The following is a 25,502-nucleotide window of genomic DNA, read 5'->3' on the forward strand; positions in this document are numbered from 1 at the left end:
CGCCAGGGACGCCCCGGCCGTCGCGCACGCGGCGACCGCCCAGACGGGGACCGTCGCGCCCCGGTCCAGGACGGCGGCGATCGCGGCTGCCGCGTGCACCGCCACGGCCGCGGCCGGGAGTGCCGGCCAGGGCCTGCGCGGGCGGCCTTCGGGACGGGACCAACTGGCGGCCGTACGGGCCGAGTCCGCGGCCGTACGGGCCAGGTCTACGGCAGTACGGGCCAGGTCTACGGCAGTACGGGCCGGGTCCGCAGCCGTACGAGCCGCGTCCGCGGCGAGCGCCGCACAGGTGGCGAGCATGCTCAGCGCGGGCGGGAGGACGACCGGACCGGTGTACTCGCCCGTGGCCATCGCCACCGGCCAGAGCAGGGCCAGACCGAGCAGGACGCCATGAGCGGCGCGGGGCGCCCGGCGCAGCCACAGCAGCGCGACCGCCTGTGCCGCGGCCAGCAGCGCGAAGAGCACCCCCGCGGACACCTGCGAACCGCTCGACGTGGTCTCCGCCCGGATGACCAGCGCCGGGAGCAGCGGCTGCAGGACGAGGCCGACAGCGGCCGTCACCTGCGCCAGGCGGTAGCTCCGCGGAACGGACCGCTCCACCGGGGCGGCGGTCCGGCCGGGCAGGACCGCCCGCACCTCCCAACCGCCGTCCGCCGTCGGGCCGCTGTGCAGGGTGCCGCCCGCCTCCCGTGCACGGGACCGCAGGAAGCCCTGGCCGCGTCCCCCGCCGAGGCCCGCGCCGTGCGCCGCCGAACCGGCCGGCGGTGCCGCGCTCGTGACCACGACATCCGTGCGGGTGTCGCCGTACCGGCACCGCACCCTCGTATGCGCACCAGGGGCGTGCCGTGCCACGTTGGTCAGTGCCTCACGCACGATGCCGTACGCCGCGTCGGCGACGGCGCCGTCCGGCAGTGGGTCGATCTCGCAGTCCACCGGCTGGTCAAGGCGGCGGAACCCGGCAACGAGGTCGAGCAACCGCTCCTCCGGCGACGGTAGTTCCTCCCGCGAGGGCGCCGGCGCCCGCACCGCGCCGAGCGCCCGGGTGACCTCGCGGCCGGTTTCGACGGCGAACTCCAGTGCCTCGCCGGCCAGTTCGGGACGACGCTCGCGCAGCCCGAGCGCGGCCCCCGCCGTGACCACCACGGCCGTCAGATGGTGGGCGCTGACGTCGTGCAACTCCCGTTCCATACGGCGTCGTTCGACCGCCGGGAGCCGGTGGCGCTCAGCCTCGGCCCGCTTCAGCAGTTCTTCGGCCGCTCGCCGCGCGCGACGGGTCCGCCGCACCAGCAGGCCGGCGCCGCACGCGGCGGCGTACAGCACGGCGGTCACGGCGAGGTCGAGTCCGTTCCGGTCGCTGAGCCCGTGCAGGCTGAGGCCCTGCAGGAACTGCCAGGCGGCGAGCGCCACCACGCACAACACGGCGGTGAAGGTGTCACGTTCGGTCGCCACAGTGAACAGGGCCAGCGCGACGCCCGCGGTCCCGAGTACCGCGACTGCCCCGGTGGGCAGCGGCCCGGCCCCCAGCGCACAGGCGGCGCCGACCAGGACGAGGGTGACCACCGGGCGGGCGCGGCGGACGGCGAGTGCGGCGGTCACCAGTCCGGCGACCAGGGCTGCCACGAGAAGGGCGGACGCGGGCGGCACGGCCCCACGCACCAGCATCGCCCCGGGCCACACCACGGCCTGGGCGCAGATCAGCAGGACCGGGACGAGCCGGTCGTCGGTTCGGTTCATGTCGGATCAAGGCTATGGCCGCAGGTGAGCGGCCCGGCTCCGGCTGGAGGCGGAATCCCTTCTCTTACCTGGGTTGCAGATGCGGCGGCGCACGGATGATGGACGGACGGTGGACGGCCCGGACCCCTTCTCTACCTCTGGTTCGACGCGGCAATCGTCCCGCAGCCCGAGGACCGTGCGATGCCCCGCGCCATAAGCTCGATCACATCGAGAAAGCGATCGACCACCGGTTCTTCAACGCATTTCCCGGCACGGCTTTTCCGTACATCGCTTTCCGTTCCTTTCCGCAGGTGAACAACGCCTGCTCCGTGACGAATTCAGGGGGATCTCCCATGTCCAAGCGCATTCTCGTGTCGTCGCTCATCGGTTTTGCCGTCATCGGCGGGGTGGCCGCCGGCGGTCTCGCCGTGGCCTCGGCCGCCACGGAGCTGACCGTGGAGAACAGCTCGGCCCGCTACGTCGCTCCGTCCGACGGCAGGGCCGGCTCGATCACTTTCACCGCGGACGTGAGTGACGACTCCGGCATCCGGGGCCTCAAGGTCCTGGCGTGGCCCGCGAGTTCGAAGCTCGACCCGACCGAGGCGGAGCTTCGGTCCGTGGACAGCGCCACGTGCCGGAGCACCTCGGACGAGACGTCCCGCTGCACCTACACCGCGAAGGTCACGAAGGCGGAGACGGCCGACCTGGCCGAGGGCACCTGGTATGTCTCGGCGCTCGCGACAGCGAAGGACGGAGACACGAAGTTCGTGCCCCGCGCCGCCACCTTCGCCGTCCCCCGCTGACCCGACACCGCGGTCGGGCTCAGGAGCGACTGCCGGAACCGGTCGCGAGCAACCCGTTGACCACGAGCGTCGCCAACGATTCCGCGGTGGCCGTGAGTTGTTCCGGTGAGGCGGCCTCGGGCCTGCCCAGACGCCGCGCCAGAGGCCCCTCCACCATTCCCGAGACGGGAGGGATGACGGCGAAGAACAGCACGTCCATCGGGATGGGCGCCATACGTCCGGAAGCGACGAGCCGCTCGATGCTGGGCACCAGGGTCTGGAGAGTCGGAGCGATGTAGCGCTCGTACAGATAGTCCAACCGCTCGGTGTCCCGGGAGAATTCGTCGACGAAAACCCGTCCGATCAGGGGCGTGTCCACCGCGGTCCGGTAGAAGCCGGTGATGATGTGCCGCAGCCGCTCCACATCGTCGTCATCACCGTTATTGCCGTTATTGCCGTTCTTGCCGTCATCGTCGACCGCGGGATCCACCTGCGGCAGACGCGCGAGCTGCGCGCCCAGCGCGGAGTCCATCACCGCACGCCAGAAAGCCGCCTTGGATCCGTAACGGTCGTTGATGAAGTTGTGGCTGACGCCCAGACGGCGGGCCAGCTCACGCGCGGAGGCATGGTCGTAGCCCAGCTCCGCGAAGGCCTCCAGCCCTCGCAGCAGGATGCTCGCCTCCTCGGGCACCGCGGGAGTGTGCGCGCCGGGGCGCCCCGGCCGTCGAGCGGATTCGGCTCTTGCTCCCACTCTTGTCTCCCTCGCTGATCGCCCCGGGCCTCTGGGGTCTCACCCCACAGTTTACTTGACACCCGTCAGATTACAGCTAATCTGACGGGTGTCAGAGCAACATCAGGCGCGAAGAGAGCAGCATCACAAGCTGCGCTTCGCAGGGCTGACCTCTCGGAAGTGAGAGCCATGACCGCACACCACCCGCCCCGCAAAGCCCCCCAGCGCGTGGCCCACCTGGAAGCGGCGCGCGATCGGCACGGCGCGAAGGCCGACCACATGGTGACCATGCTCACCGCCGGGGATCCGCTCGCCGATGCCGTCGTCGCCGAGCTGGACCTCTACGGCACACAGGCACGGCGTGCCCTCGACGCGGGCGTCAGGCACGGCCTGGCAAGTCTGGACGAACAGCCCCCAGCGGCCATCGCCGCGCTGCTGAAGCAACTGGAGACCACGCCTTCCCGGGTCGACCCCCTGATGCTCCATCGAGGCGATGTCGTGAGCCTGTCCGTGCCCCCCATGTGGTTCGGGCTCTGCTCGATCACCAGCGCGCTCGCCCACATCTACGCGTCCCCGGCCGTCGCACGGCTGCTGGCCCGAACCGGCACGTCGACGGCCACGGCCACGCGCCGGCTCGTGGAGACCGGGGTGTGGGTGCGCCAGACCATACGACCGGGAGGGCTGCTGCGCGGAGGTCCGGGGTACGTGGCCACCGTCGAGGTCCGGCTGCAGCATGCCCGTATGCGGGCCACGGCCCTCAAGGACTGGGACATGGGTGTCCAGGGCCTGCCGATCGGCCGGCTCGACATGACCCGCACCTGGCTCGGCTTCACCCTCACCGCCTTCCGGGCCCTGGCGGCCGTCGGCATCGACATCAGCCGCGAAGAGGAGCGCTCCCTCTACCAGTACTGGTCGTACGTCGCCCACTTGCTGGGACTCGACGAGAGCCTTCACAACGACGTGGCCGACCACACCGGCGCCCGCCGCCTGCAGGAACTGCTGGAGCCCATGACGGCCGCACCCGACGACAACTCAGCCGCGCTGACCGCCGCCATGATGGACGCACAGGCCCACGCGATGGCCGGCGCACCGGGCGCCGTCCTGTCCGAGGAACAGCTGCGCTACCTCATCCACAGCGTGCTCCGGCAGGCCTTCGGAGACGAGATGAGTGACCGCCTGGGCGTCCCCGTCCCCGCCGCGACCGATCCCATGCCACTGATCAGCCAACTCAACCGCCAGGCCCGGTACTGGCAGACCTACTCCCCCGCCTCGGCCCAAGAAGCCCGCCACCGGGCGGTGGAGGGCTCCGGCCCGGAACTGCAGGCAGCCGTCCATCCCTGCGGCGCCTCTTGCCGACAGCACACAGGAGCCGATCGCCGGGGTGCCTGGGCGGCCTGATTCGCCGCCGCTTCGCGAGGAGGTCGTCCCGCCCACGGCGGGCAGCGGAAGGACAGCGGACAGCAAAAGGACGAAGGCAAAGGCAAAGGCAAAGGCAAGGAGGGCTACCCACTCCTTGCCACTCTCAACGTATAGCGCACCGGGGGCCTTGCGGCAAGACCCCCGTCGTGCCGCAGAATCTTCGGCCGAAGCCAGAATCTGCGAAATGGGGGTTGCGATGATCGACGTGATCGTTGCCGGCGGTGGACCGACCGGGTTGATGCTGGCCGGCGAGTTGCGGCTGGCCGGAGTGCACGTGGTCGTGCTGGAGAAGTTGACCGAGCCGACCGGGGAGTCCCGCGGGCAAGGCCTGCACGCGCGCAGCGTCGAGATGATGGATCAGCGCGGCCTGCTGGACCGGTTCCTCGCGGTCAGTGAGAAGTTCCAGGTCGGCGGTCTCTTCGGTGGCATCGTCAAGCCGTGGCCGGACCGGTTGGACACGGCGCACCCGTACGGCGTCGCCACCCCGCAGCCGGCCACCGAGCGGCTGCTCAACGAGCGTGCCCTCGAACTCGGCACCGAGATCCGGCGCGGCTGCGAAGTGGTCGGGCTGAGCCAGGACGAGGACGGGGTGACCGTCGAGCTGGCGGACGGCACGCACCTGCGCTCGCGCTACCTCGTCGGGTGCGACGGCGGCCGCAGTGCCGTGCGCAAGCTGCTCGGCGTCGGTTTCCCCGGCCAGCCCGCCACGGTCGAGACGCTGCTGGGTGAAATGGAGGTGACCGAGGATCCCGCGACCGTCGCCTCCGTCGTCGAGGAGGTCCGCAAGACCCAACTGCGGTTCGGCGTCGCCCCACCCAACGAGGACGGGGTGTGCCGCGTTGTAGTGCCCGCCGACGGCGTGGCCGAGGATCGTGCGACCGCGCCGACCCTCGAGGAGTTCAAGAAGCAGCTGCGGGCGACCGCGGGCACCGACTTCGGCGTGCACTCGCCACGCTGGCTGTCCCGGTTCGGCGACGCCACCCGGCAGGCCGAGCGCTACCGGGTCGGCCGAGTGCTCCTGGCAGGCGACGCGGCGCACATCCACCCGCCGGCCGGCGGGCAGGGGCTCAACCTCGGTGTGCAGGACGCGTTCAATCTTGGGTGGAAGCTGGCCGCCGCAGTCAACGGGTGGGCGCCGGAGGGGCTGTTGGACAGCTACCACGCCGAACGGCACCCGGTGGGCGCCCGCGTGCTGGACAACAGCCGCGCGGGGATCACGCTGCTGGGCACCGATCGGGGTGCGACCGCGCTGCGGGAGCTGTTCTCGAAACTGATGGACTTCGAGGAGGTGAACCGGTACGTGACCGGGATCATCACCGCGGTCGACATCCGCTACGACTTCGGTGAGGGCCACGAACTGCTCGGCAGGCGAATGCGGGACGTGGAGCTGAAGCGGGGTCGCCTCTACGAGCTGATGCACGGCGGCCGCGGGCTGCTGCTCGACCAGACCGGCCGGCTCTCGGTGGAGGGCTGGGCGGATCGGGTCGACCACATCGTCGACGTCAGCGAGGAACTGGACGTGCCCGCGGTGCTGCTGCGGCCGGACGGCCACGTGGCGTGGGCCGGTGAAGATCAGCAGGATCTGCTCAGCCAGTTGCCCAAGTGGTTCGGCGCTGCCGTCGGCTGAGCGCGCAGTCGCGCCCCGAAGGGGGCCCTTGATCGAGACGCTGGCGTGACTGGAGCAAGCAGCTGGGCGATGTGGATCTCACGCACGCGTCGGCCGCCTCCAGCCCTCCGGCCATGATCGCGCGACTTGGGCCGGCCGCCGGGGCGGCCGGCCCACCGATCGGTGTCCCCCGCACCGCGGAGGCGACGCGCCTGCCACGGGAGGCGGCGGCCACGGTGCTGTGCCGCCCTGCACCGTCGTCGGCCACCCGATAGCCTGCACCGAGCGATCTCCGAGGGCCGAGAATCATTCAGGCTGAGAGTTGGGGCGAGGATGCGCGCGGCGAGAACGGTGGCTGTTTACTCTCTCGGCGGCACCATCGCCATGACCACCGATGCGGCGACCGGCGGAGTCGTCCCGGCCCTCTCCGGCCATGACCTCCTGGCCGCCGTCCCCAACCTGGAAGGCCACGGTATCGAGCTGCGCGTGCACGACTTCCGCCGTGTGCCCGGTGCCTCGCTCACCTTCGACGACCTCGCGGAGCTCGGCGCGGCGGTCGACCGGACCCTCGCCGGCGGCGACGTCGACGGAATCGTGATCACGCAGGGTACCGACACGATCGAGGAGACGGCGTTCGTCCTCGACCTGCACCATGGCCACGAGCAGCCGATCATCGTCACCGGCGCTATGCGCAACCCCACCATGGCCGGCCCTGACGGACCCGCCAACCTGTACGCGGCCGTCCTCGCCGCAGCCGACCCGCAACTGCGCGGCGCCGGTGTGCTGGCCGTCCTGAACGACGAGATCCACGCGGCACGCCATGTCCGTAAGTCCCACACCACCAGCCCCGCCGCCTTCACGTCACCCGGCGCCGGGCCCATCGGCCGGATCGCCGAGGGCGGCGTACGGCTGACTACCGCGCTGCCCCACCGATTCGGTCCCTTGGCGCAGCAGCGAAGGCGTGACGTGCGCGTGGGCCTGTACACGGTCGGCCTCGGCGACGACGGCGAGCTGCTCGCGGCATGGGACGGCCGATGTGACGGGCTCGTCATCGCCGCATTCGGTGTCGGACACGTTCCCCAACGCCTCGTCGAGAGCCTCGAAAGGCTCGCCGCACGGGTCCCCGTCATCCTCTCCTCACGCATCGACAACGGCCCTGTCCTCACCGGAACGTACGGCTATCCGGGATCCGAGAAGGATCTGATCAGCCGTGGGCTCATCCCGTCCGGCGATCTCGGCCCGTACCACGCACGCCTCCTGCTCCATGAACTGCTGGCACAGGAAGCGGACCGCGAGGCGATCGCCGCGAAGTTCGCCGTCTTCGCGCACTGAGCTTCGCGCCTCGGCCCGCCACAACCTGCCGACGCGGGCGAAGTAGGGCGCGGCGGTCGTAGCCGCAGCGTACGGTCCGCGCTCGCGCGCCTCCGCCTCCGCCTCCGTGAACCGATCCGCCTCGGGGGGGCGAAGATCAGCCACAATGTTGTGCACTTTATTGACGATGGTCATGTTGGCGCCTAAGTTCGCGGTGTCCCTCCCCCGCTCAAGGGAGCCCGCGATGTCCCCGTCCCCCGTCGCAGCACCGTCCACGACTCCCGAACAAATGCGGCAACTGCGCCGTGTCGCACTGTCCGGACTGCTCGGCACCGCCGTGGAGTTCTACGACTTCCTCGTCTACGGAACCGTCGCCGCCCTCATCTTCGGCGAGCTGTTCTTCCCCGGCGCCGACCCCGCCGTCGGCACCATCGCCGCATTCGGCACCTTCGCCGCCGGCTACCTCGCCCGACCCCTCGGCGGCATCCTCTTCGGCCACTTCGGCGACCGGCTCGGCCGCAAGTCCATGCTGCTGCTCACCATGGGCCTGATGGGCGGCGCCAGCTTCCTGATCGGCCTGCTGCCCACCTACGACACGATCGGCGTCTGGGCACCCGTCCTGCTGATCACCCTGCGCGTCGTCCAGGGCATCGCCATCGGCGGCGAATGGGGCGGCGCCACCCTGATGGTCGTCGAACACGCCGGGGAACGACGACGCGGACTGTGGTCCAGCTTCACGCAGATGGGAGCCCCCCTGGGCTCCCTGCTCTCCTCCGCCGTCGTCACCTTCGTCGTCACCCTGCCCAAAGACCAGTTCGCCGCCTGGGGCTGGCGCGTGCCCTTCCTGCTCAGCGTCGTCCTCTTGGGCGTCGGACTCTTCGTACGCCTGAAGGTGGCAGAGAGCCCGCTGTTCGCCGAGATGAAGAAGGAGCGCACCGAGGCCCGGCTGCCCGTCGTGGAGGTACTGCGCCGCCCGCGCCCGGTGCTGCTGGCCTGCTGTGTCGGCATCGGCGCCTTCACCGCCCAGTCACTGCTGACCAGCTACATGATCGCGTACGCCACCGGCATCGGCTACGCCCGCCCCCAGGTGCTCAGTGCCCTCACCGTCTCCGCCTGCGTCGCCCTCGTCGTGCTGCCCTGCGCCTCCGCGCTGTCCGACCGCATCGGCCGCCGCCCGGTCGTCCTCGCCGGAGCCCTCACCTCCGCCGCCCTCGCCTTCCCCGTCCTGGCGCTGGTCGATGCGAAGTCGCCCGGACTGCTCATCCTCGCCGTCGTCCTGGGCCACGGCGTCGCCCAGTCCACGATGTACGGCCCGCTGGGCGCCCTGCTCACCGAGATGTTCGGCACCCGCGTCCGCTACACCGGCGCCTCCCTCGGCTACCAGGGCGCCACCCTCGTCGGCGCCGGCTTCTCCCCGATGATCGCCGGAAGCCTGGTGGCCGGAAGCGGAAGCGGCACCCCCGTCGCCCTGCTGGTGTGCGGGGGCTCCCTCATCACCGCACTGACCGTCTGGTTCGTACGCGAGACCCACCGCGACTCCCTCACCGAAGCCACCGAACGCCCCACCACCCCCCACACGGAAGAGATCTCCGCATGACGCCCCGCACGACGCCCCGCACCCACCCCCACTCCCGCACCGCACGTCGCACCGCCTGCGCGGCCGCTCTCCTGCTCGCCGTCACCACTCTGCCCACCTCGGCCGCGGCGGCCACCGCCACCGCCACCACGGGCCATATCGAGGGCCAACTGCCGTCGGGCGCGACGTACATGATGGACATGCCCGCGGCCTGGAACGGCACCGTCCTGCTCTTCAGCCACGGCTACAACCAGGCCGGTTCGCCCAACCCCGCGCAGGACGCCCCGGACGACGCCACCAAGGCTCTCCTGCTCGAGAAGGGCTACGCGCTCATCGGCTCCTCCTACGCCACCACGGGCTGGGCGGTGACGGACGCCGTACCCGACCAGCTCGCCACCCTCGATGTGTTCACCGACCGATTCGGGACCGCCCGTCGCACCATCGCCTGGGGCAGGTCGTACGGCGGGCTGGTCACCACCGCCATCGCCGAACGGCACCCGGAGCGGATCGACGGCTCGCTCTCCACCTGCGGGCTCGTCCACGGCGGCATCGCCAACTGGAACAACACCCTCGACCCCGTCTTCGCCCTCAAGACGCTCCTGGCGCCCGACTCCGGCATCCCCCTGACCGGACTGCCGGACCAGGCGGCCGCCACCAGCGCGGCGAACGCTCTGACAGCCGAGGTCGACTCGGCACAGTCGTCGGCCGCCGGGCGGGCCCGGATCGCCCTGGCCGCCGCCCTGCACAACATCCCGGTCTGGAACCAGCCGACGCAGACCCGGCCCGCCGCGGACGACTGGGACGCACAGCAGGCCAACCAGTACGACGCCGTCAAGGGCCTGCTGAAGATCGCCGCCTTCAACCGGCGGCAGGAGGCCGAGGTCCGCGCGGGCGGCAACATGGCCTGGAACACCGGCGTCGACTACGCGGCGCTGCTCGGCCAGTCCTCCGTACGCAAGGAGGTCACCGAGCTGTACAAGAAGGCAGGCCTCTCCCTGCGCGCCGACCTCGCCACCCTGAACCGCGCTCCACGCATCGGCGCCGACCCGGACGCCGTCGACTGGATGAGCCGTACCAGCTCCTTCACCGGCAAACTGACCAAACCGCAGCTCTCCGTCCACACCATCGGCGACGCCCTCGTCCCCGTCCAGACCGAGAGCGCCCTGCGCCGGGCCGTCACCGCCGCCGGTTCGACGCCTCTCCTCCGTCAGGCATACGTCGACAACGCCGGCCACTGCACGTTCAGCCCCGCCGAGCAACTCGCCGCCCTGCACACCCTGGAGGACCGCCTCACCACCGGCAGGTGGCACGGCACCGACCCGGAGTCCCTCAACTCCCGTGCCGCGGCGGCCGATTCCTCGACCCCCGCCCGCTACGTCACGTACCGCCCCACCCCGTACCTGCGGCCGTACGACCTGGCGCATCCCGCCGACGGCCAGTGACGCCGTAGGGCCGCCCGCCGCGTTGCCGGCGGGCGGCACAGCCGTACGCTTGCCACCGTGGAAGACGACGACATGCTGGACACCCCGGACACCCTGGACACCTCGGACGGCCCGCAGCAACGCCCGCAGTCGCTCATGCTCGCCTTCTTCGGCAACCACGTCCTGGAAGAGGGGGACTTGTGCGTCTACTCGGGCAGCATCATCGACGCCCTCGGCCGCGTCGGGGTCGGTGAACAGGCCGTACGCTCCACGCTGACCCGCATGGTCAACCGGGGCCTGCTGCGGCGCCAGCGCGAGGGCCGCAGGATGTACTTCGGTCTGACCCCGCAGGCGACGCGTGTCCTGCAGGACGGCCGCACCCGCATCTGGAAGCAGGGCGCCGTCAACGACGACTGGGACGGCGCCTGGACGCTGCTCGGCTTCTCCCTCCCCGACTCCTGGAAACGCCAGCGCCACGACCTGCGCTCCCGGCTCACCTGGTCCGGCTTCGGCGCCCTCTACAGCGGCCTGTGGATCGCACCCGGGAACGTCGACGCCGCCGGCATCGTCTCGGAACTCGGACTCACCGCCCACGTCAAGATCTTCCATGCCCAGGCGGACGAGGCCACCGACATCGAGCTGATGATCCGCGACACCTGGGACCTGGAGAGCATCGCCGCCCGTTACGTCACCTTCGACAAGCGCTGGACCGCCCACCAGGGCGCGGCGACCGGAGACGACCCGATCGGAACCCTGCTGCGGCTGGTCAGCGAATGGCTCTGGACCATCCGTACGGACCCCAGACTTCCCGCCCGTCATCTTCCCCCCGCCTGGCCGGCCCGCCCCGCCCAGGAGACCTTCCGACGCGTCGCGGCAGAAACCGCGGCGCCCGCACAGCGCATGGCCCGCGAACTGCTGGAGACCACCCCGTCGCGGTAGACGATCTCCCGGACACCACCTTCGACACCCCCGGTGGCATCACTGCCCGCGCCAGATGTTGTCGAAGGCCGCATCCTCGATGCTTCGCCGTTGCCGTACCGCTTCCAGCTCCATCACCGCGTCGTTGACGGCGGCCAGTACGGTCACCACCGCGTCGTCGGCGAGACCCGGGAGGTCTTCCGTCGGCTCACCTCCGACCCCCACGGCGGCCGCGAGGCCGGCGAGGACGGGGTCGCCCGAGGACCAGCGCTCGGCCGCGTGGCGGCGGGCGGGTGAGTCGGCCAGTGCCGTTCGGCCGGTCCGGAGAGGGAGCCAGCGGCCGCGTTGCCTGGTGACCTGTCCTTCCGCCTCCAGGTCGGCGAGATAGGTCGCGTGCAAGCCCCTGCCCCGGCGCCACAGCCAGTCCTCGACGGACTCGTACGGCGCCTCCCGGATGAGGGACGACGCTGCCGAGTCCAACAGCCGGTCGCCCATGGGCGGTGGCAGGCCGGGCACGATGCGGTCGCCGTCCACGGCGAGGGCCTCGGCCCTGATGAGGTCGCAGAGTTCGGCTCCCGCGAGGACCAGTGAGAGGTCGCCCTGCTCGACGGGACGGTCCGATGCGACCTCCATGGTGGTGATCAACAGGTCCCGCGGTGTGGTCATGTCGACTCCGTGTCAGAGGCAGCGGCTACGGCGGTTCGATCGCCTGTGTCGGTTCGACTCCATCAGACACCGCTCTCGAGGGACTCGCAGCGTTGACGATTTTCTCTTGCCGCAAGAGTTGACAACCTTGCGCAAGCTTGCCGAACATAAGGCCATACGATCAGGCCTCGTCGTCGAAGAAGTCGTGGAAGTCGGCAGTCGGCAGTCGGAGAAGTCGCAGAAACGGAGTGGCAGCCGTGACCCCCACCTTGACCGATGTCGCGAAGCGCGCGAACGTCGCGCTCTCCACGGCTTCCCGGGCGTTCAGCGAGCCTCAGCGACTGGGGCCGGAAACCTTGCACAAGGTTGTCGAAGCCGCGCAGCAGCTGGGGTACGAACCGACGCCGCCCCGCCCGGCCTGGACGGCGCCGTCGGACATCGCCACCGTGGCCGTGATCGTCCCCGACATCGCCAACCCTGTCTTCGGCACCTTCGTCAAGGCCGCCCAGGCCCGGGGCTGGCACCGCCGGCAGACGATCGTGCTCGCCGACACCGACTTCGACCCGGACCACGAGCGGGAGGTGATCACACAGCTCAGCGGCAGGTCGGCCGGTCTCGTCGTGTGTTCGCCCCGGCTCGACGCCGAGGACGTGCTCGCCCTGTGCGGTGACACCCCCGTCGTTCTCGTCCACCGCGAGACCACGGCCGCCGACTGTGTCCTCGCCGACGCGACCGACGGTCTGCGGCAGACCATCGAGTACCTGTCCGCGCTGGGGCACCGCCACATCGCGTACGTCCAGGGCTCGCAGCACTCCTGGTCCAACGGTCACCGCGTCGACCTGGTCCGGGCACTGGCCGAAGAGGCGGGCCTGGAACTGGAGGTGCTGGGCCGGCAGTCCGAGACGGTGGCCGGCGGTACGGCGGCCGCGGCCGGTGTGATCGCCTCCGGTGCGTCCGCGGTCATCGCGCACAACGACCTCGTCGCCCTTGGCGTGATCGCCGGAGCGCGTCAGCTCGGGGTCCGGGTCCCGGACGACCTGAGCGTCGTGGGCATCGACGACATGCCGCTCGCCGAGACCGCTCAACCCTCCCTGACCAGCATCGTGGTGCCGATGCACAGGGCCGGCTCGCTCAGCCTGGACTTGCTGGCACAGTCCATCGCCGGCGAGCGCCGGGAGCCGCGCACCCTGCGTCTGCCCACCCAGCTCGTGGTCCGCGGATCCACCGGCCCGGTCACCGGCCGCACCGGCGGCGCCGGCCACACCGGATCCGTCAGGACGGAGCACGCGTGACGGGCCTCCCGCAGACAGACCAGCCACGCCTGTCGTCGCTCCCCCGCCTCAACTCCCGTACCGTTCCCCAGCGTTCGCCGCTGCACCGGCGCACCGTCACCGAGACCGGCATCGTGCACCTCGGGCTCGGCAACTTCCACCGCGCCCACCAGGCCGTCTACACCGCGGCCGCACTGGACCACGCCGACGGCCCCTGGGGCATCCTCGGCGTGGCGAGCCGCTCCACCGCCGTGGCCGACGCCCTGCGGGCGCAGGACCACCGCTACTCCGTGGTGGAGATCTCGCCCGACGGCGCACGGGTCGCCGTACCCGCCGTGCACACCGGCGCACTCGTCGCGGCGCACCACCCTGACGCCGTCGTCGACGCCATCGCGGCCCCGGGCACCCGGATCGTCTCCCTCACCGTCACCGAGCACGGCTACACCTTCTCGCCGCGCACCGGACACCTCGATCTCGACCACGACGGCGTACGGGCCGATCTGCGCGGCAACGCACCACCGCGGACCACGATCGGCCAGGTCGTACGGGGTCTGCAGCGGCGCCTTCGGGATCACGCGACGCCGGTGACGGTGCTCAGCTGCGACAACCTCGCGGGCAACGGCACCCAGACCGCGCGCCTGGTACGGGAGTTCACCGAAGCCCTGCCGCGCGCCGAGCGCGACGAGCTGGTCGACTGGCTCGACGAGGGCGTGGCGTTCCCGAACACCATGGTCGACCGGATCGTCCCGGCCACCACCGACGCCTACCGCACCACCGTCGCCGACCACCTCCGCGTACGCGACGAAGTCCCCGTCGCCGCCGAGCCGTTCACCATGTGGGTCCTGCAGGACCGGTTCGCCGCGGGACGGCCCGGCTGGGAGCACGGCGGGGCACTGTTCACCGACGACGTCGAGCCGTACGAACTGCTCAAACTGCGTCTGCTGAACGGCACCCACTCGCTCATCGCCTACCTCGGCGCCCTGGACGGCCGGGCGACCATCCCGGACGCGATCGGCCGGCCCTTCGTCGCCGAGGCGGCACACCGCGTGCTGCACGGCGACTACCTGCCCAGCCTGACCGTCCCCGACGACATCGACCTCGACGCCTATGTGGCACAGCTCTTCGACCGATGGGCCAACTCCGCGCTGGGCCATCGCACCCAGCAGGTCGGCTCGGACGGGTCCGTGAAGCTCCGCCAGCGCGTCCCCGACCCGGCACTGGGGCAGTTGCGCGGCGGGCGGATGCCCCACCATCTCGCCCTCACCGTCGCCGCGTACCTGTGCTGCATGGCTCCCCCCTCCGGTTTCGAACCCGGCCCGCACGCCGCCGCCATGGCGGACCCGGCCCGCGGCCGTCTTCGGGAGACGGCCGAACGCAGCACCTCCGTACGGGACTTCGTGGCCGCCGTCATCGACGGCGGCCTGCTCGGCGACGGTCTCGCCGAACACCCCGCCTTCACCGAGCGCGTCGCCGAACTCATCAGTGTCCTCGCCCGGCACGGTACGTCAGCGGCGGCCGGCGCCGCGGCCGAAGCCGCGGACTCGGAGCCGCTGCCGGTGGCCTGAGCCCGATCCTCCCTCCGCCCACGCCGGGCCAGGCCGAACGCGTGCCGGTCAGACGGCGGTGAACGTCCACAGCAGGTTGGTGCTGGAGCCCCAGGCCCACTGCTTGACGACGGCGCCGGAGGTGACGTTGCCGCCGCCGTCCAGCACGAGTCCCGTGGTGCGGTTGGCGAGGGAGTACCTGCCGTCGCCGCGGTGGGTGATCAGCCATTGCTGGTTGGTGTGGCCGTTCCACTCCAGTTGCCTGACGGTGGCGCCGTCACTGGTGGCGCCCCACCCGTCGGCGACCATGCCGTTGGTGCGGTTCTCCAGCTTGTAGTAGCCGTTGCCGAGGTCGACCGCGTGCCACTGCAGATCGGCGTGACCGTCCCAGGTCCGCTGCTTCAGGTCGGAGCCGCCGGAGACGTCGCCGCCACCGTCCAGGGCCAGGCCGTTGGTGACGTTGGTGATCCTGAAGTAGGCCGACGGGTTGAGGATGACCTTCAGCGAGGTGATCTTGTCGTTGCCGCCGGTGACCCGCAGGTCGGTCTTGTCGGCGGTGAAGGTCCACGAGGTACCGGTGAAGTCGTCGCCGGAGTAGCCGATGATCCGGTACCCCGGAGCCAACTTCAGCGAGGACAGGGTGCGCGGCGGCATTCCGGCGAGGGTCAGCTCTTCGGCGGTGTGGCTGCCGAGGGCGAGCACGGCGCTGTCGCCGGAGTAGTCGACGTCCTTGAAGACCAGAGCGCCGGCGAGGGGTCGCAGCGTGGGAATCCGGCCGGAGAAGCGGAGCTTCAGGACGTACGCGGGAGCACTGAACGGCGCCGTCGACGGAAGAGTCACCTTCAGCCCGGTCGCGTCCTGGGCCGGCGTGGGGAGGTCGATGTACTCGCCGGCCGTCGAGCCGAGCAGTTTCACCGAGGACAACGAGTCCAGGTCGATCCGGTCGGAGCTGAGCGTCTTGAGCGTCAGCGAACCGCCGGGCCAGCCCAGGACCGTCGCGTACAGGACGGTGCCCGCCTTGTTGCGGGTGAACCGTATGTCCTGCGCGGTGCCGGCCGTGGGCTTGGTGAAGGAGCCGCCGCCCATCTTCGTCGGCCCCTCGCCGTACGCGGTCCATGCCCGGGTGCCGTAGACCGACTCACCGAAGCGCTTCAGGTAGTCGCCGATGCCAAGCAGGAGGTCGCGCTGGCCCTGCGGGATGGTGCCGTCGTCCTTCGGGGCGATGTTGAGCAGCATGTTGCCGTTCTTGCTGACGCGGTCGATCAGCGAGTGCAGCATCTGCGGGAGCGTGTAGTAGCCGATGCCTTCGGTGTAGCACCAGCTGGAGTTCGAGATGCTGTCGTCGGTCAGCCAGTAGGGCGCGGTGAGGTCGGCCGGCCCGCCCCGCTCGTAGTCGAAGACCTCGCCGTGGTTGTTGAACCCGTCCTTGTAGGTGGCGACGACTTCCTTGCCCCACTTGTCGGCCTGGTTGTAGTAGTACGCCAGGAAGTTCAGCCGCTGCGTCTCGTCGACCTCGGTCAGATTGAAGTCCTGCCACAGGATGTCCGGCCTGGCCCGGTCGACGACCTCCTTGAGCTTGTCGTACCAGAGCTGGTTCTCCCGCTCCGAACTCAGCTGCCCGTACAGCTTCTTGAGGCTCGGGTCCGACTGCGTCGGCGCGTACTCGAAGAAGCCGGTGAAGTTGTACGCGTGGTGCATCGCCACCAGCAGCTTCAGTTTCTTCGCGCGGATGGCGTCGGTGAACAGCCGCAGCAGGTTCAGGCGCGGGCCCTTGTCCACGGAGTTCCACTCATTGACCTGGCTGTCCCACATCGAGTAGCCGTCGTGGTGCTCGGCGACCGGCCCGGCGTACTTCGCACCGGCGTCGACGAACAGCTGTGCCCACTCGTCAGGATCGAAGTTGCCGCCGGCCGACTTGAGCTTCGGCGCGAACTCCTTGTGGTTCCCCGCCAGGTCGTCGGCTCCGTTGATGAAGTTGTGGTACGGCCACGCGGACGGGCTGCCGTACGTGGCGACATGGTGCTTGTTCGCCTTGCTGTCGGCCAGGTACATGTTCCGCGGGTACCACTCGCTGTCGTACGCCGGCACGCTGAACACGCCCCAGTGGAAGTAGATGCCGAACTTGGCGTCCCGGAACCACTCGGGGGCCGCGGGGTGCCGGTTCACCGAGTCCCACGTGGGCGTATAGGTGCCCGGGGCCGCCAGGGCACTGCCGGCGGCCGACACGTCGGTGGCGGCCGCGGCCGCCACGACGGCCGTGGCACCGGCCAGTAATCTGCGCCTGCTGATCGATTGCGACACTGCGGATACCTCCGGCGACGCGGTACTCACGGGGCTTGAGCGCCTGGTGTTACGCACGAAGGTCAGGCATCTGACGTATCACTGTCAACGGGTGTGCAGGGATGAATGAACCTGACAACAGGGGAGAGCTGACCGTTTCATTGGTTAACTGCCCTATATATCCAAGGGGAGACATCACATGTCTTCCGGAGAGGAGCCTCCTGTGTCGCTGACCGACAAGGCCATCGAACGGATCCGTGAGCTGATCCGCTCGGGCGCGTTGCCCCCAGGCTCCAAGCTGCCCCCGGAAGCGGACCTGGCCGCCGAGTTGGGGCTGTCGCGCAACCTGGCACGGGAGGCGGTCAAGGCGCTGGCAGTCGCCCGGGTGCTGGAGGTCAGACGGGGCGACGGCACCTATGTGACCAGCCTGCAGCCGAGTCTGCTGCTGGGGGGCATCGGCGGCGCGGTGGACCTGCTCCAGAGCGACTCGGGCGCCCTGCTGGACCTGATGGAAGTCAGGCGGCTGCTCGAACCCGTCGCCACCGGCCTGGCCGCCACCCGGATCTCCGACGAGGGCCTGGCCGAGGTGAAGCGGCACCTGGACGCCATGCGGGAGGCACGCGACGACGTCGAGCAACTCAACGCGCACGACGCGGCGTTCCACCGCGCCGTCGTCGCCGCCACGGGCAACGAATCACTGGTCACCCTCCTCGAAGGCGTCTCGGGCCGCACCCTCCGCGCCCGCATCTGGCGCGGTCTGGTCGACGCCCAGGCGGCGGGGCGAACCCTCGCGGAGCACGAGGCGATCTTCACGGCTCTGGCCAGTCGCGACGCCGCGCTCAGCCAGGCTGCCGCGCTGCTGCACGTCAGCAGCACCGAGCAGTGGCTGCGGACCCATCTGCGTTCCACCGCGTCGAAGGGCGGATGTGACACGATCGTCGAGTGAATGACACGATTAACGACGCATCCTCGACATCACCGAACGGCATCGGCAAGGCGCTCAAGCCGCGCTCCCTGGTCTTCGACCTGTTCGGCGACTATCTGCGCTACCGGGGTGGGGCGGTCCGGCTGCGCGGCCTGGTCGCCCTGATGGACTGCTTCGACGTCCCCGAGTCGACAGTGCGGGTGGTGGCCGCGCGCATGCGCAAGGAGGGCTGGCTGGACACCAGTCGCGAGGGCCGGGAGACCGTCTACGCCCTCACGGACGCCTCCTGGCAGTTGCTCGACGAGGGCAGGGAGCGGATCTTCGCCCGCGCCGGCGGCCCCTGGAGCGGCCAGTGGCACATGGTCATCTACTCGGTGCCGGAGACCGACCGCGCGCTCCGCGAGCAGCTGCGCAAGCGGCTCGCCTGGCTGGGGTTCGGCATGCTGTCGGCATCGGTCTGGATCAGTCCGCACGACCGTCTCGCCCAGGTCGAGGAGAGTTTCGCCGACCACTCCGCGGTACGGCTGGACATGCTGCGCGCCCGTTCCGCGGGCACCGCCGCCGACCGGGACATGGCGTCCAGGTCCTGGGACCTGGAGGGCCTGAACAAGGACTACGGGGAACTGCTGGACCGCTACCGGCCCAGGCTGGCCGCCTACCGGGCGGGCGAGGTGCACGGCCGTGAGGCACTCGTCGAGCGGATCCGTCTGATGCACGACTACCGCCTGTTCCCCTTCCGGGATCCGGATCTGCCGCCCGAACTGCTGCCCAAGGGGTGGACCGGCCGGGCCGCGCACGAGGTGTTCCTGGAGGCGCACGGACTGCTGCGCGCCGAGGCCGAGGCGTACGTCGACCGGCTCGTCACCGGCACGGAAGGTGGCAACGGAGCCGGCGCGGCCCGCTAATGCGTTTCATATTCTAGACGCTCGCTTCATATTTGTTGTACGTTGCGCGGGAAGAAGGCCGCGCTGGTGAAGCGAGGCCTGCTCGCACGCAACGAGAGGATCCGTCCGTATGAGGCTCGCCACGATCCGTACCGCCGACGGGACCCGCGCCGTACGGGTGGATGACGACGCCGCCGTCGAACTCGGCCACCCCGACCTGGGCGCACTGCTGCGCCGCCCCGACTGGCGTGCCGAGGCCACCGCGACGGACGGCCCGCGGCATGACCTGGCCGGGCTGGACTACGCGCCGCCCGTGCCGTCCCCGGAGAAGATCGTGTGCGTCGGGCTGAACTACCGGAACCACATCCTGGAGATGGGCCGCGAACTGCCCGAACACCCCACGCTGTTCGCGAAGTTCGCCCGCGCACAGGTCGGCGCGTACGACCCGGTGGTGCTGCCAGCCGGATCGGACGCGGTGGACTGGGAGGCCGAACTCGGGGTGATCATCGGCGCCGAGACGCGGCACGCGACATCCGAGCAGGCCCGGTCGGCGATCGCGGGCTACACCGTGGTCAACGACGTGACCGCGCGCGACTTCCAGTACCGCTCGCCGCAGTGGCTGCAGGGCAAGACCTTCGAGGCGAGCACCCCGGTGGGGCCGTGGCTGGCCACGGCAGAGCCCGACGACGCACCCCTGGCGGGCGAGCTGAGCTGCACGGTGGACGGCGAGCTGATGCAGAAGGCCGACACCGCCGACCTGGTCTTCGACCCGGCGGCCCTGGTCGCGTACATCTCACGGATCATCACCCTCTCCCCCGGCGACCTCATCGCCACCGGCACCCCCGGCGGCGTGGGCCACGCGCGGAAGCCGCCGCGTTATCTGGCCGAGGGCAGCGAGCTGGTGACCCGGATCGACGGCGTCGGCGAATGCCGCAACTCCCTGGTGAGGGGCTGATCATGCGTATCGCTGTGGTAGGCGGCGGCCCCGGTGGCCTGTTCTTCGCCGCCCTGATCCGGCAGGCCGATCCGACGGTCGAAGTGACGGTCTTCGAGCGCAACCGCGCCGACGACGCCTTCGGCTTCGGTGTCGTGTTCTCCGACCGCACGCTCGCCGGCATCCACGAGGCCGACCCCGTACTGCGGCAGGCGCTGGACGGGCACGGGCGGCACTGGCAGGACATCGAGGTCCGGCTGAAGGGCGAGCGTATCCGCTGCGGCGGGAACGGGATGGCCGCCATCGCCCGGCGCACGCTGCTCGCGCTGCTCCAGGAGCGGGCCCTGGCCATGGGCGCGGACCTGCGTTTCTCCACCGAGGTCGATCTGGGCGATCTGGACGGCTACGACCTGGTGGTCGCCGCGGACGGCAGCGGCTCGCGGATCCGGGAGGGGCTCGCGCGGCGGCTGGAGCCGTCGGTGGAGACGGCGACCGCCAAGTTCATCTGGTTCGGCACGGACTACATGTTCGACGGTCTGACCTTCGTCCACGAGCGCGGCCCGCACGGTGTGTTCGCCGTCCACGGCTACCCCATCAGCGCGGACGTGAGCACCTTCATCGTCGAGACCGACGAGGAGTCCTGGCGCGCCGCGGGTCTCGACGCGTTCGACGTCACCCAGCCGCCGGGGCCGAGCGACATGACCAGCAAGGCGTACCTGGAGAAGCTGTTCGCCGAGCAGATCGACGGCCACCGGCTGCTGGTCAACAACTCCCGGTGGGGCAACTTCCGCACCCGCCGCACCCGCCACTGGTACGTGACCGGACCCCGGCACGTCGCGCTGCTCGGCGACGCCGCGCACACCGCGCACTTCTCCGTCGGCTCCGGCACCAAGATGGCCATGGAGGACGCCATCGCGCTGTCCGAGGCGTTGGCCAAGCACGGCGTCGACCTCCCGGCGGCGCTGGCCGGATACGAGGCCGCGGCCCGGCCGTCGGTCGAGGCCATCCAGGGCGCGGCACGCCCGAGCCTGGGCTGGTGGGAGCACTTCGGGCGGTACCACGACGCCTTCGAGCCATGGCAGTTCGCCTATCACTTCCTCTCCCGCAGCATCAGCGACGCGCGACTGGGCCGACGGGCACCCGACTTCGTACGGGACAGTCATGAGCGGTGGCGGGCGCGGTTCGGCACCGCTCCCCTGGACACTCCGCTGGACCTCGGCGGCGGCCTGCGCCTGCCCGGCCGGATCGTCGTACTGGAGCCAGAAGTTGGCGGCACGGTGGTGGCGCGCCCGGCCGACGGCGGGGGCGAGGCGGTGCCGCTGCCGCTGCTCGCCTCCGCGCCGTCCGAGACACCCGGTTCCGGGGCGCCCGGTTCCGCAGCGCCCCGCACCCAGGCGCCCTGGGGAGCCTGGGTCGCCGCCCCCGACGACGAGTCCGGTCTCGACGCCGCGCGCGCGTCACTGGCCGCTCTGGCGGAGGCGCGTCCGGTGCTCGTCGCCGTGCACGGCGGCACGGGGTACACCCGGACCCTCCTCACCGAACAGGCCCGGCTGCACCACCAGTTGCCCGCGCTGCTCGTCGACGACTCCATGGACCGCGACCGCGCGGTCACCGCCGTCCTGTCCGGGCGGACCGACCTCGTCGGCGCCGCGGCGGCCACCGTCGCTTCGTGGGAGGTGTCCCGATGACCGGAGTGGAACCGGACGGGCTGGGCGGGCTGGACGGGCTGGACGGGTTGAACGCACTGTTCGCGCCGCGTGGCATCGCCGTCGTCGGGGCGTCCCGCGACCCGGCGAAGCTGGGGGCGGCGCTGGCCCGGTCGGTGGCCGGGTTCCCCGGATATGTGGCGCTGGTCAACGCCCGCGATCCGGATCCGGCCGCCGGTGTCCACGCCTCGATCGCCGAGGCGGCCGAACACGGCCCGGTCGACCTGGCGCTGGTCTGTGTGCCGGCCCGGGGCTGCGCGGACGCCGTCGCCGAGGCCGCCAAGGCCGGTGCGCGGGCCGCCGTGATCTACGGCGGCGGGTTCGCCGAGGCCGGCCCCGAGGGCGAGCGGTACCAGCGCGATCTCGCCGCGGTGGCGGAACGTACCGGCATCAGACTGCTCGGCCCGAACACCTCCGGTTTCCTCGCCCCCGGGCGCGGCCTCACCGCGAGCTTCGTGCCCGGTGCGGCCGATGTGCCGGCCGGCCGGATCGCCGTCGTGGCGGCCAGCGGCGGCGTCAACCACGCGCTGGCGTTCCTGCTCGCCGAGGCCGGTCACGGGGTCAGCCTCGCGGTGGGGCTGGGCAACGGCGTGGACCTGGCCGCCGAGGACGTGCTGGACCATCTGGAGTCCGACGAGCGGACGACGGCGGTCGCCCTGCACATCGAGTCGGTCGCCGACGGCCGGCGGCTCGTCGGCGCGGTCGCCCGCCTGGCCGCCACCCGCCCGGTCGTGGCGCTGGTCGTGGGCCGCCACGATGTCGGCGCGTTCGCGGCCTCGCACACGGGCGCGCTGGCCACCTCATGGCGTACCACGCGGGCCGCGCTCGCCCAGGCCGGGGCCGTGCTGGTGGACGACGAACGGGAACTGGTCGACGCGGTGGGCGCGTTGTCGCTGCTGCGGCTGCCCGCGGCCGCGGACCCGGGCGTGGGCATCGTGACCGCACAGGCCGGGCCGGGCCTGCTGCTCCTGGACGACCTGCGCGGCCGCCACGCGGCCGTCCCCGAGCTGAGCGACGCGACCGTCGGGGCGCTCGCGGAGCACCTGCCGCCGCTGACCTACCAGCGCAACCCGGTGGACACCGGCCGTCCCGGCCCCGGTTTCGCCGCCGTGCTCGCCGCCGTGGCCGCCGATCCGGCCGTGGACCTGCTCGCCGGGTACGCGCTGCACGAGCCGGCCGCTTTCGACCTGCCGAAGGCAGTCGACGCCTACCCGGGGACCGTTCCCCTGGTACTGGGCGTGGGGGGCGCCGGAGACGACGTACGGCGCACCCGCCGCGCCCTGCTCGACCGGGGGATCCCGGTGGCGGGCGACCCGCACGGGCTCGCCGCCATGACCGGGGCGCTGCTCGCCGACGCCCGTGCCCGGCACCGTACGCGGGCGGCATCGGTCCCGGCCCGCCGTCCCGCAGGCATCGAGCCGGGTCCGGGTCCGTGGGACGAGGACCAGGCCAAGGCCCTGCTGGACGCTCTGGGCGTGACGACCATGCCGCGCCGGGCGTGCGCCGACCGGGCCGAGGCCCACCGGGCGCTCGCGGAGCTGTCCGGGCCGGTCGCGGTCAAGCTGCTCGACGCGGCCGTCCTGCACAAGACGGAGATCGGCGGTGTACGGCTCGGCGTCCGCACCACGGAGGAGCTCGACGTGGCCCTGGACGCCTTGCGGTCGGCGGGCGCCCCACGCTTCCTGGTGGAGCGGATGGCCCCGGCGGGCGTCGACCTGGTCGTGGGTGCCCGCAGGGACCCGGTCTTCGGACCCGTCGTCCTCGTCGGGCTCGGCGGGACCACCGCCGAGGCGCTGGCCGACGTGGCGCTGCGGCTCGCACCATTGACCGTGTCGGAAGCCGCCTCCATGCTCACTGAGCTGGCCGGGCGCGCCCTGCTGGAGGGCTGGCGCGGCGGCCCCGTTCTGGACCCGGCCGCGCTGGCCGGCGTGGTGGTCGCGCTGGGCGACCTGCTGGCCGCCCACCGTGGGCTGGAAGAGATCGAGATCAACCCGCTGCGGCTGACGCACCAGGGCCTGTTCGCCCTGGACGCCGTCTGTATCGCCGCCGAACCGGAGGTGTCCGATGGCCGCACCGATCACTGACGGCACGGTGCCCTGGCCCGAGGCCGACGCGGCACGCTATGTCGCCGCCGGGTACTGGGCCGGCCGCCCGCTCGGCGATTTGCTGCGCGAGACGGCCGACCGCGTTCCGGACCATGTGGCGCTCGTGGACGGTGCGCAACGGCTGACCTACGCCGAACTGGCCGACCGCGCCGACGCGGCGGCCGGGCGGCTGCTGGACCTGGGGCTGGCCACCGGGGACCGGATCGTCGTCCAGCTCGCCAACGGCTGGGAGTTCACCGTCCTGACCTGGGCCTGTCTACGGGCGGGCATCGTGCCCGTCATGGCGTTGCCCGCCCACCGGCGCACCGAACTGGCGTACCTCGCGGACCACGCGGAGGCCGCCGCCATCGCCGTACCCGACCGGCTGCGCGACTTCGACCACCAGGCGCTCGCCCACGAACTCGGCAAGGAGACCGGTGGCCCCTGGCATGTCCTGGTGGCCGGGGCGGACATCAGGTCGGGCAGCGTCGATCTGCGGGCCCTGTGCGGCCCCGGCGACGACCCGGCGGCCGACCGGGCACGCTGCGACGCGCTTGCGCCCGGCAGCCGTGATGTCGCCGTCTTCCTGCTGTCCGGCGGTACGACCGGGCTGCCGAAGCTGATCGCCCGTACGCACGACGACTACGCCTACAACGCCCGTGCCAGCGCGGAGGTCAGCGGCGTCGACGACGGCACCGTCTATCTGGTGAGCCTGCCCGCCGGACACAACTTCCCGCTGGCCTGCCCCGGGATCCTGGGCACCCTGCTGGCCGGCGGCCGGGTCGTCATGCTGCCCTCGCCGGATCCCGGGCGTGCCTTCCCCACGATCGCCGCCGAACAGGTGACCCACACCGCGGTCGTACCGGCGGTCGCCGGACGCTGGCTGGAACACGCCGAACGGCACGGCGCGGCCGAACTGGCCTCCCTGCGGGTGCTCCAGGTCGGCGGTGCCCGGCTGGCCGACGAACTGGCCCGCCGGATCCGGCCGGTGCTCGGCGCGACGCTGCAGCAGGTGTTCGGCATGGCCGAGGGACTGCTGAACTACACCCGGCTCGACGACACCGACGACGTCATCTGCACCACCCAGGGCCGCCCGATCTGCCCGGACGACGAGGTACGGCTGGTCGACGAGTCCGACCGGGACGTCCCCGACGGCGAGCCCGGCTCCCTGCTCACCCGCGGCCCGTACACGCCGCGCGGCTACTACCGCGCACGGGAGCACAACGCCCGTGCGTTCACCGCCGACGGCTGGTACCGGAGCGGCGACATCTGCCGCCGCACGCCGGACGGCAACCTCGTCGTCGAGGGCCGCGACAAGGACATGATCAACCGGGGCGGCGAGAAGATCTCCGCGGAGGAGGTCGAGAACCTCGTCTACCAGCTGACGGACGCGAGCCAGGTGGCGGCCGTGGCCATGCCCGACGCCGAACTGGGCGAGCGCGTGTGCGTGTACGTGGTGCTGAGACCGGGAGGCGGACGGATCACCCTGGAGCAGATCCGCGACGCCATGGACGCCGCCGGGGTGGCCCGCTTCAAACTGCCCGAACACCTCGTGCTCGTCGACGAACTGGCCACCACCAAGGTCGGCAAGATCGACAAGAAGGCGCTGCGCGCGGACATCACCGCCCGGCTCGCGCACACGGCGGGCGAGGTGACGGCTTAGCCGTCGGCATGGCCTGACTGGCGGGACCAGGTGCGCCGCACGCCGTGGACGCCCCCGCACCTCGCCGACGGCGGACCGGGTCGCCGCCTA

At 71.4% G+C, this 25,502-nt stretch carries 19 protein-coding genes; 15 read left to right on the top strand and 4 right to left on the bottom strand.

Features of this window, described 5'->3' with window-relative positions:
• A partial coding sequence (locus FE633_RS07660) for a sensor histidine kinase (protein WP_138044337.1) occupies positions 1–1,734 on the bottom strand: 1,734 nt, incomplete at its 3' end.
• 332 nt (positions 1,735–2,066) lie between these two features.
• Here FE633_RS07660 and FE633_RS07665 point away from each other — a divergent pair.
• Positions 2,067–2,516, top strand: a complete 450-nt coding sequence (locus tag FE633_RS07665; RefSeq protein ID WP_138044338.1) for a DUF5707 domain-containing protein — start codon at positions 2,067–2,069, stop codon at positions 2,514–2,516.
• Positions 2,517–2,535: 19 nt separating this feature from the next.
• Here FE633_RS07665 and FE633_RS07670 read toward each other — a convergent pair whose 3' ends face one another.
• Positions 2,536–3,186, bottom strand: coding sequence for a TetR/AcrR family transcriptional regulator (locus FE633_RS07670; RefSeq protein ID WP_138044339.1), 651 nt, complete (start codon positions 3,184–3,186; stop codon positions 2,536–2,538).
• A 228-nt stretch (positions 3,187–3,414) separates the two neighbouring features.
• Between FE633_RS07670 and FE633_RS07675 the strand changes: the two genes are divergently transcribed.
• The 6 genes from FE633_RS07675 (at position 3,415) to FE633_RS07700 (ending at position 11,497) form a co-directional block, all read left to right on the top strand.
• Positions 3,415–4,623: an oxygenase MpaB family protein gene (locus FE633_RS07675; protein WP_138044340.1), complete on the top strand. Its 1,209-nt coding sequence runs from the start codon at positions 3,415–3,417 to the stop codon at positions 4,621–4,623.
• Positions 4,624–4,840: 217 nt separating this feature from the next.
• A complete protein-coding gene (gene rox, locus FE633_RS07680; protein ID WP_138044494.1) occupies positions 4,841–6,271 on the top strand; it encodes a rifampin monooxygenase in 1,431 nt (476 codons plus the stop codon).
• 330 nt (positions 6,272–6,601) lie between these two features.
• Positions 6,602–7,582, top strand: coding sequence for an asparaginase (locus FE633_RS07685; RefSeq protein WP_342791162.1), 981 nt, complete (start codon positions 6,602–6,604; stop codon positions 7,580–7,582).
• Between the two features lie 223 nt (positions 7,583–7,805).
• Positions 7,806–9,158: an MFS transporter gene (locus tag FE633_RS07690; protein ID WP_138044342.1), complete on the top strand. Its 1,353-nt coding sequence runs from the start codon at positions 7,806–7,808 to the stop codon at positions 9,156–9,158.
• A complete protein-coding gene (locus tag FE633_RS07695) occupies positions 9,155–10,579 on the top strand; it encodes an alpha/beta hydrolase family protein (RefSeq protein ID WP_138044343.1) in 1,425 nt (474 codons plus the stop codon). The genes FE633_RS07690 and FE633_RS07695 overlap by 4 nt, the downstream gene beginning before the upstream one ends.
• A gap of 72 nt (positions 10,580–10,651) precedes the next feature.
• A complete protein-coding gene (locus tag FE633_RS07700) occupies positions 10,652–11,497 on the top strand; it encodes a PaaX family transcriptional regulator (protein WP_138044495.1) in 846 nt (281 codons plus the stop codon).
• Between the two features lie 39 nt (positions 11,498–11,536).
• Here FE633_RS07700 and FE633_RS07705 read toward each other — a convergent pair whose 3' ends face one another.
• On the bottom strand, positions 11,537–12,142 hold the full coding sequence (locus FE633_RS07705; protein WP_138044344.1) for a GOLPH3/VPS74 family protein: 606 nt from the start codon (positions 12,140–12,142) through the stop codon (positions 11,537–11,539).
• Positions 12,143–12,378: 236 nt separating this feature from the next.
• Between FE633_RS07705 and FE633_RS07710 the strand changes: the two genes are divergently transcribed.
• Both FE633_RS07710 and FE633_RS07715 read left to right on the top strand, forming a co-directional pair.
• Entirely contained in the window at positions 12,379–13,413 is a 1,035-nt protein-coding gene (locus FE633_RS07710) for a LacI family DNA-binding transcriptional regulator (RefSeq protein ID WP_138044345.1), read from the top strand.
• A complete protein-coding gene (locus FE633_RS07715; RefSeq protein WP_246113485.1) occupies positions 13,410–14,957 on the top strand; it encodes a mannitol dehydrogenase family protein in 1,548 nt (515 codons plus the stop codon). Before FE633_RS07710 ends, FE633_RS07715 begins: the two co-directional genes overlap by 4 nt.
• 48 nt (positions 14,958–15,005) lie before the next feature.
• Here FE633_RS07715 and FE633_RS07720 read toward each other — a convergent pair whose 3' ends face one another.
• Positions 15,006–17,237 (bottom strand): alpha-L-fucosidase, encoded by a 2,232-nt coding sequence (locus FE633_RS07720; RefSeq protein ID WP_138044346.1) that lies wholly within the window; start codon positions 17,235–17,237, stop codon positions 15,006–15,008.
• A gap of 202 nt (positions 17,238–17,439) precedes the next feature.
• Between FE633_RS07720 and FE633_RS07725 the strand changes: the two genes are divergently transcribed.
• The 6 genes from FE633_RS07725 to FE633_RS07750 all read left to right on the top strand — a co-directional run bounded on the left by FE633_RS07725 (position 17,440) and on the right by FE633_RS07750 (position 25,412).
• A complete protein-coding gene (locus FE633_RS07725; protein ID WP_138044497.1) occupies positions 17,440–18,162 on the top strand; it encodes a FadR/GntR family transcriptional regulator in 723 nt (240 codons plus the stop codon).
• On the top strand, positions 18,159–19,046 hold the full coding sequence (locus FE633_RS07730; RefSeq protein WP_246113486.1) for a PaaX family transcriptional regulator: 888 nt from the start codon (positions 18,159–18,161) through the stop codon (positions 19,044–19,046). Before FE633_RS07725 ends, FE633_RS07730 begins: the two co-directional genes overlap by 4 nt.
• A 109-nt stretch (positions 19,047–19,155) precedes the next feature.
• Entirely contained in the window at positions 19,156–19,980 is an 825-nt protein-coding gene (locus FE633_RS07735) for a fumarylacetoacetate hydrolase family protein (RefSeq protein WP_138044347.1), read from the top strand.
• 2 nt (positions 19,981–19,982) lie between these two features.
• Positions 19,983–21,647, top strand: coding sequence for an FAD-dependent monooxygenase (locus FE633_RS07740; protein ID WP_138044348.1), 1,665 nt, complete (start codon positions 19,983–19,985; stop codon positions 21,645–21,647).
• A complete protein-coding gene (locus tag FE633_RS07745) occupies positions 21,644–23,749 on the top strand; it encodes an acetate--CoA ligase family protein (RefSeq protein WP_138044349.1) in 2,106 nt (701 codons plus the stop codon). Before FE633_RS07740 ends, FE633_RS07745 begins: the two co-directional genes overlap by 4 nt.
• Positions 23,730–25,412 (top strand): (2,3-dihydroxybenzoyl)adenylate synthase, encoded by a 1,683-nt coding sequence (locus FE633_RS07750; protein WP_138044350.1) that lies wholly within the window; start codon positions 23,730–23,732, stop codon positions 25,410–25,412. Before FE633_RS07745 ends, FE633_RS07750 begins: the two co-directional genes overlap by 20 nt.
• The last annotated feature ends 90 nt before the right edge of the window (positions 25,413–25,502 follow it).

The sequence above is a fragment of the Streptomyces montanus genome, assembly GCF_005786655.1.
Classification (GTDB): Bacteria; Actinomycetota; Actinomycetes; order Streptomycetales; family Streptomycetaceae; genus Streptomyces; species Streptomyces sporangiiformans.

Bases quoted from the DNA above. Each gene is read 5' to 3' on its own strand.
- FE633_RS07665 (WP_138044338.1), top strand. From the start codon at position 2,067: ATGTCCAAGCGCATTCTCGTGTCGTCGCTCATCGGTTTTGCCGTCATC.
- FE633_RS07675 (WP_138044340.1), top strand. From the start codon at position 3,415: ATGACCGCACACCACCCGCCCCGCAAAGCCCCCCAGCGCGTGGCCCAC.
- rox (WP_138044494.1), top strand. From the start codon at position 4,841: ATGATCGACGTGATCGTTGCCGGCGGTGGACCGACCGGGTTGATGCTG.
- FE633_RS07690 (WP_138044342.1), top strand. From the start codon at position 7,806: ATGTCCCCGTCCCCCGTCGCAGCACCGTCCACGACTCCCGAACAAATG.
- FE633_RS07695 (WP_138044343.1), top strand. From the start codon at position 9,155: ATGACGCCCCGCACGACGCCCCGCACCCACCCCCACTCCCGCACCGCA.
- FE633_RS07700 (WP_138044495.1), top strand. From the start codon at position 10,652: ATGCTGGACACCCCGGACACCCTGGACACCTCGGACGGCCCGCAGCAA.
- FE633_RS07705 (WP_138044344.1), bottom strand. From the start codon at position 12,142: ATGACCACACCGCGGGACCTGTTGATCACCACCATGGAGGTCGCATCG.
- FE633_RS07735 (WP_138044347.1), top strand. From the start codon at position 19,156: ATGAGGCTCGCCACGATCCGTACCGCCGACGGGACCCGCGCCGTACGG.
- FE633_RS07740 (WP_138044348.1), top strand. From the start codon at position 19,983: ATGCGTATCGCTGTGGTAGGCGGCGGCCCCGGTGGCCTGTTCTTCGCC.
- FE633_RS07745 (WP_138044349.1), top strand. From the start codon at position 21,644: ATGACCGGAGTGGAACCGGACGGGCTGGGCGGGCTGGACGGGCTGGAC.
- FE633_RS07750 (WP_138044350.1), top strand. From the start codon at position 23,730: ATGGCCGCACCGATCACTGACGGCACGGTGCCCTGGCCCGAGGCCGAC.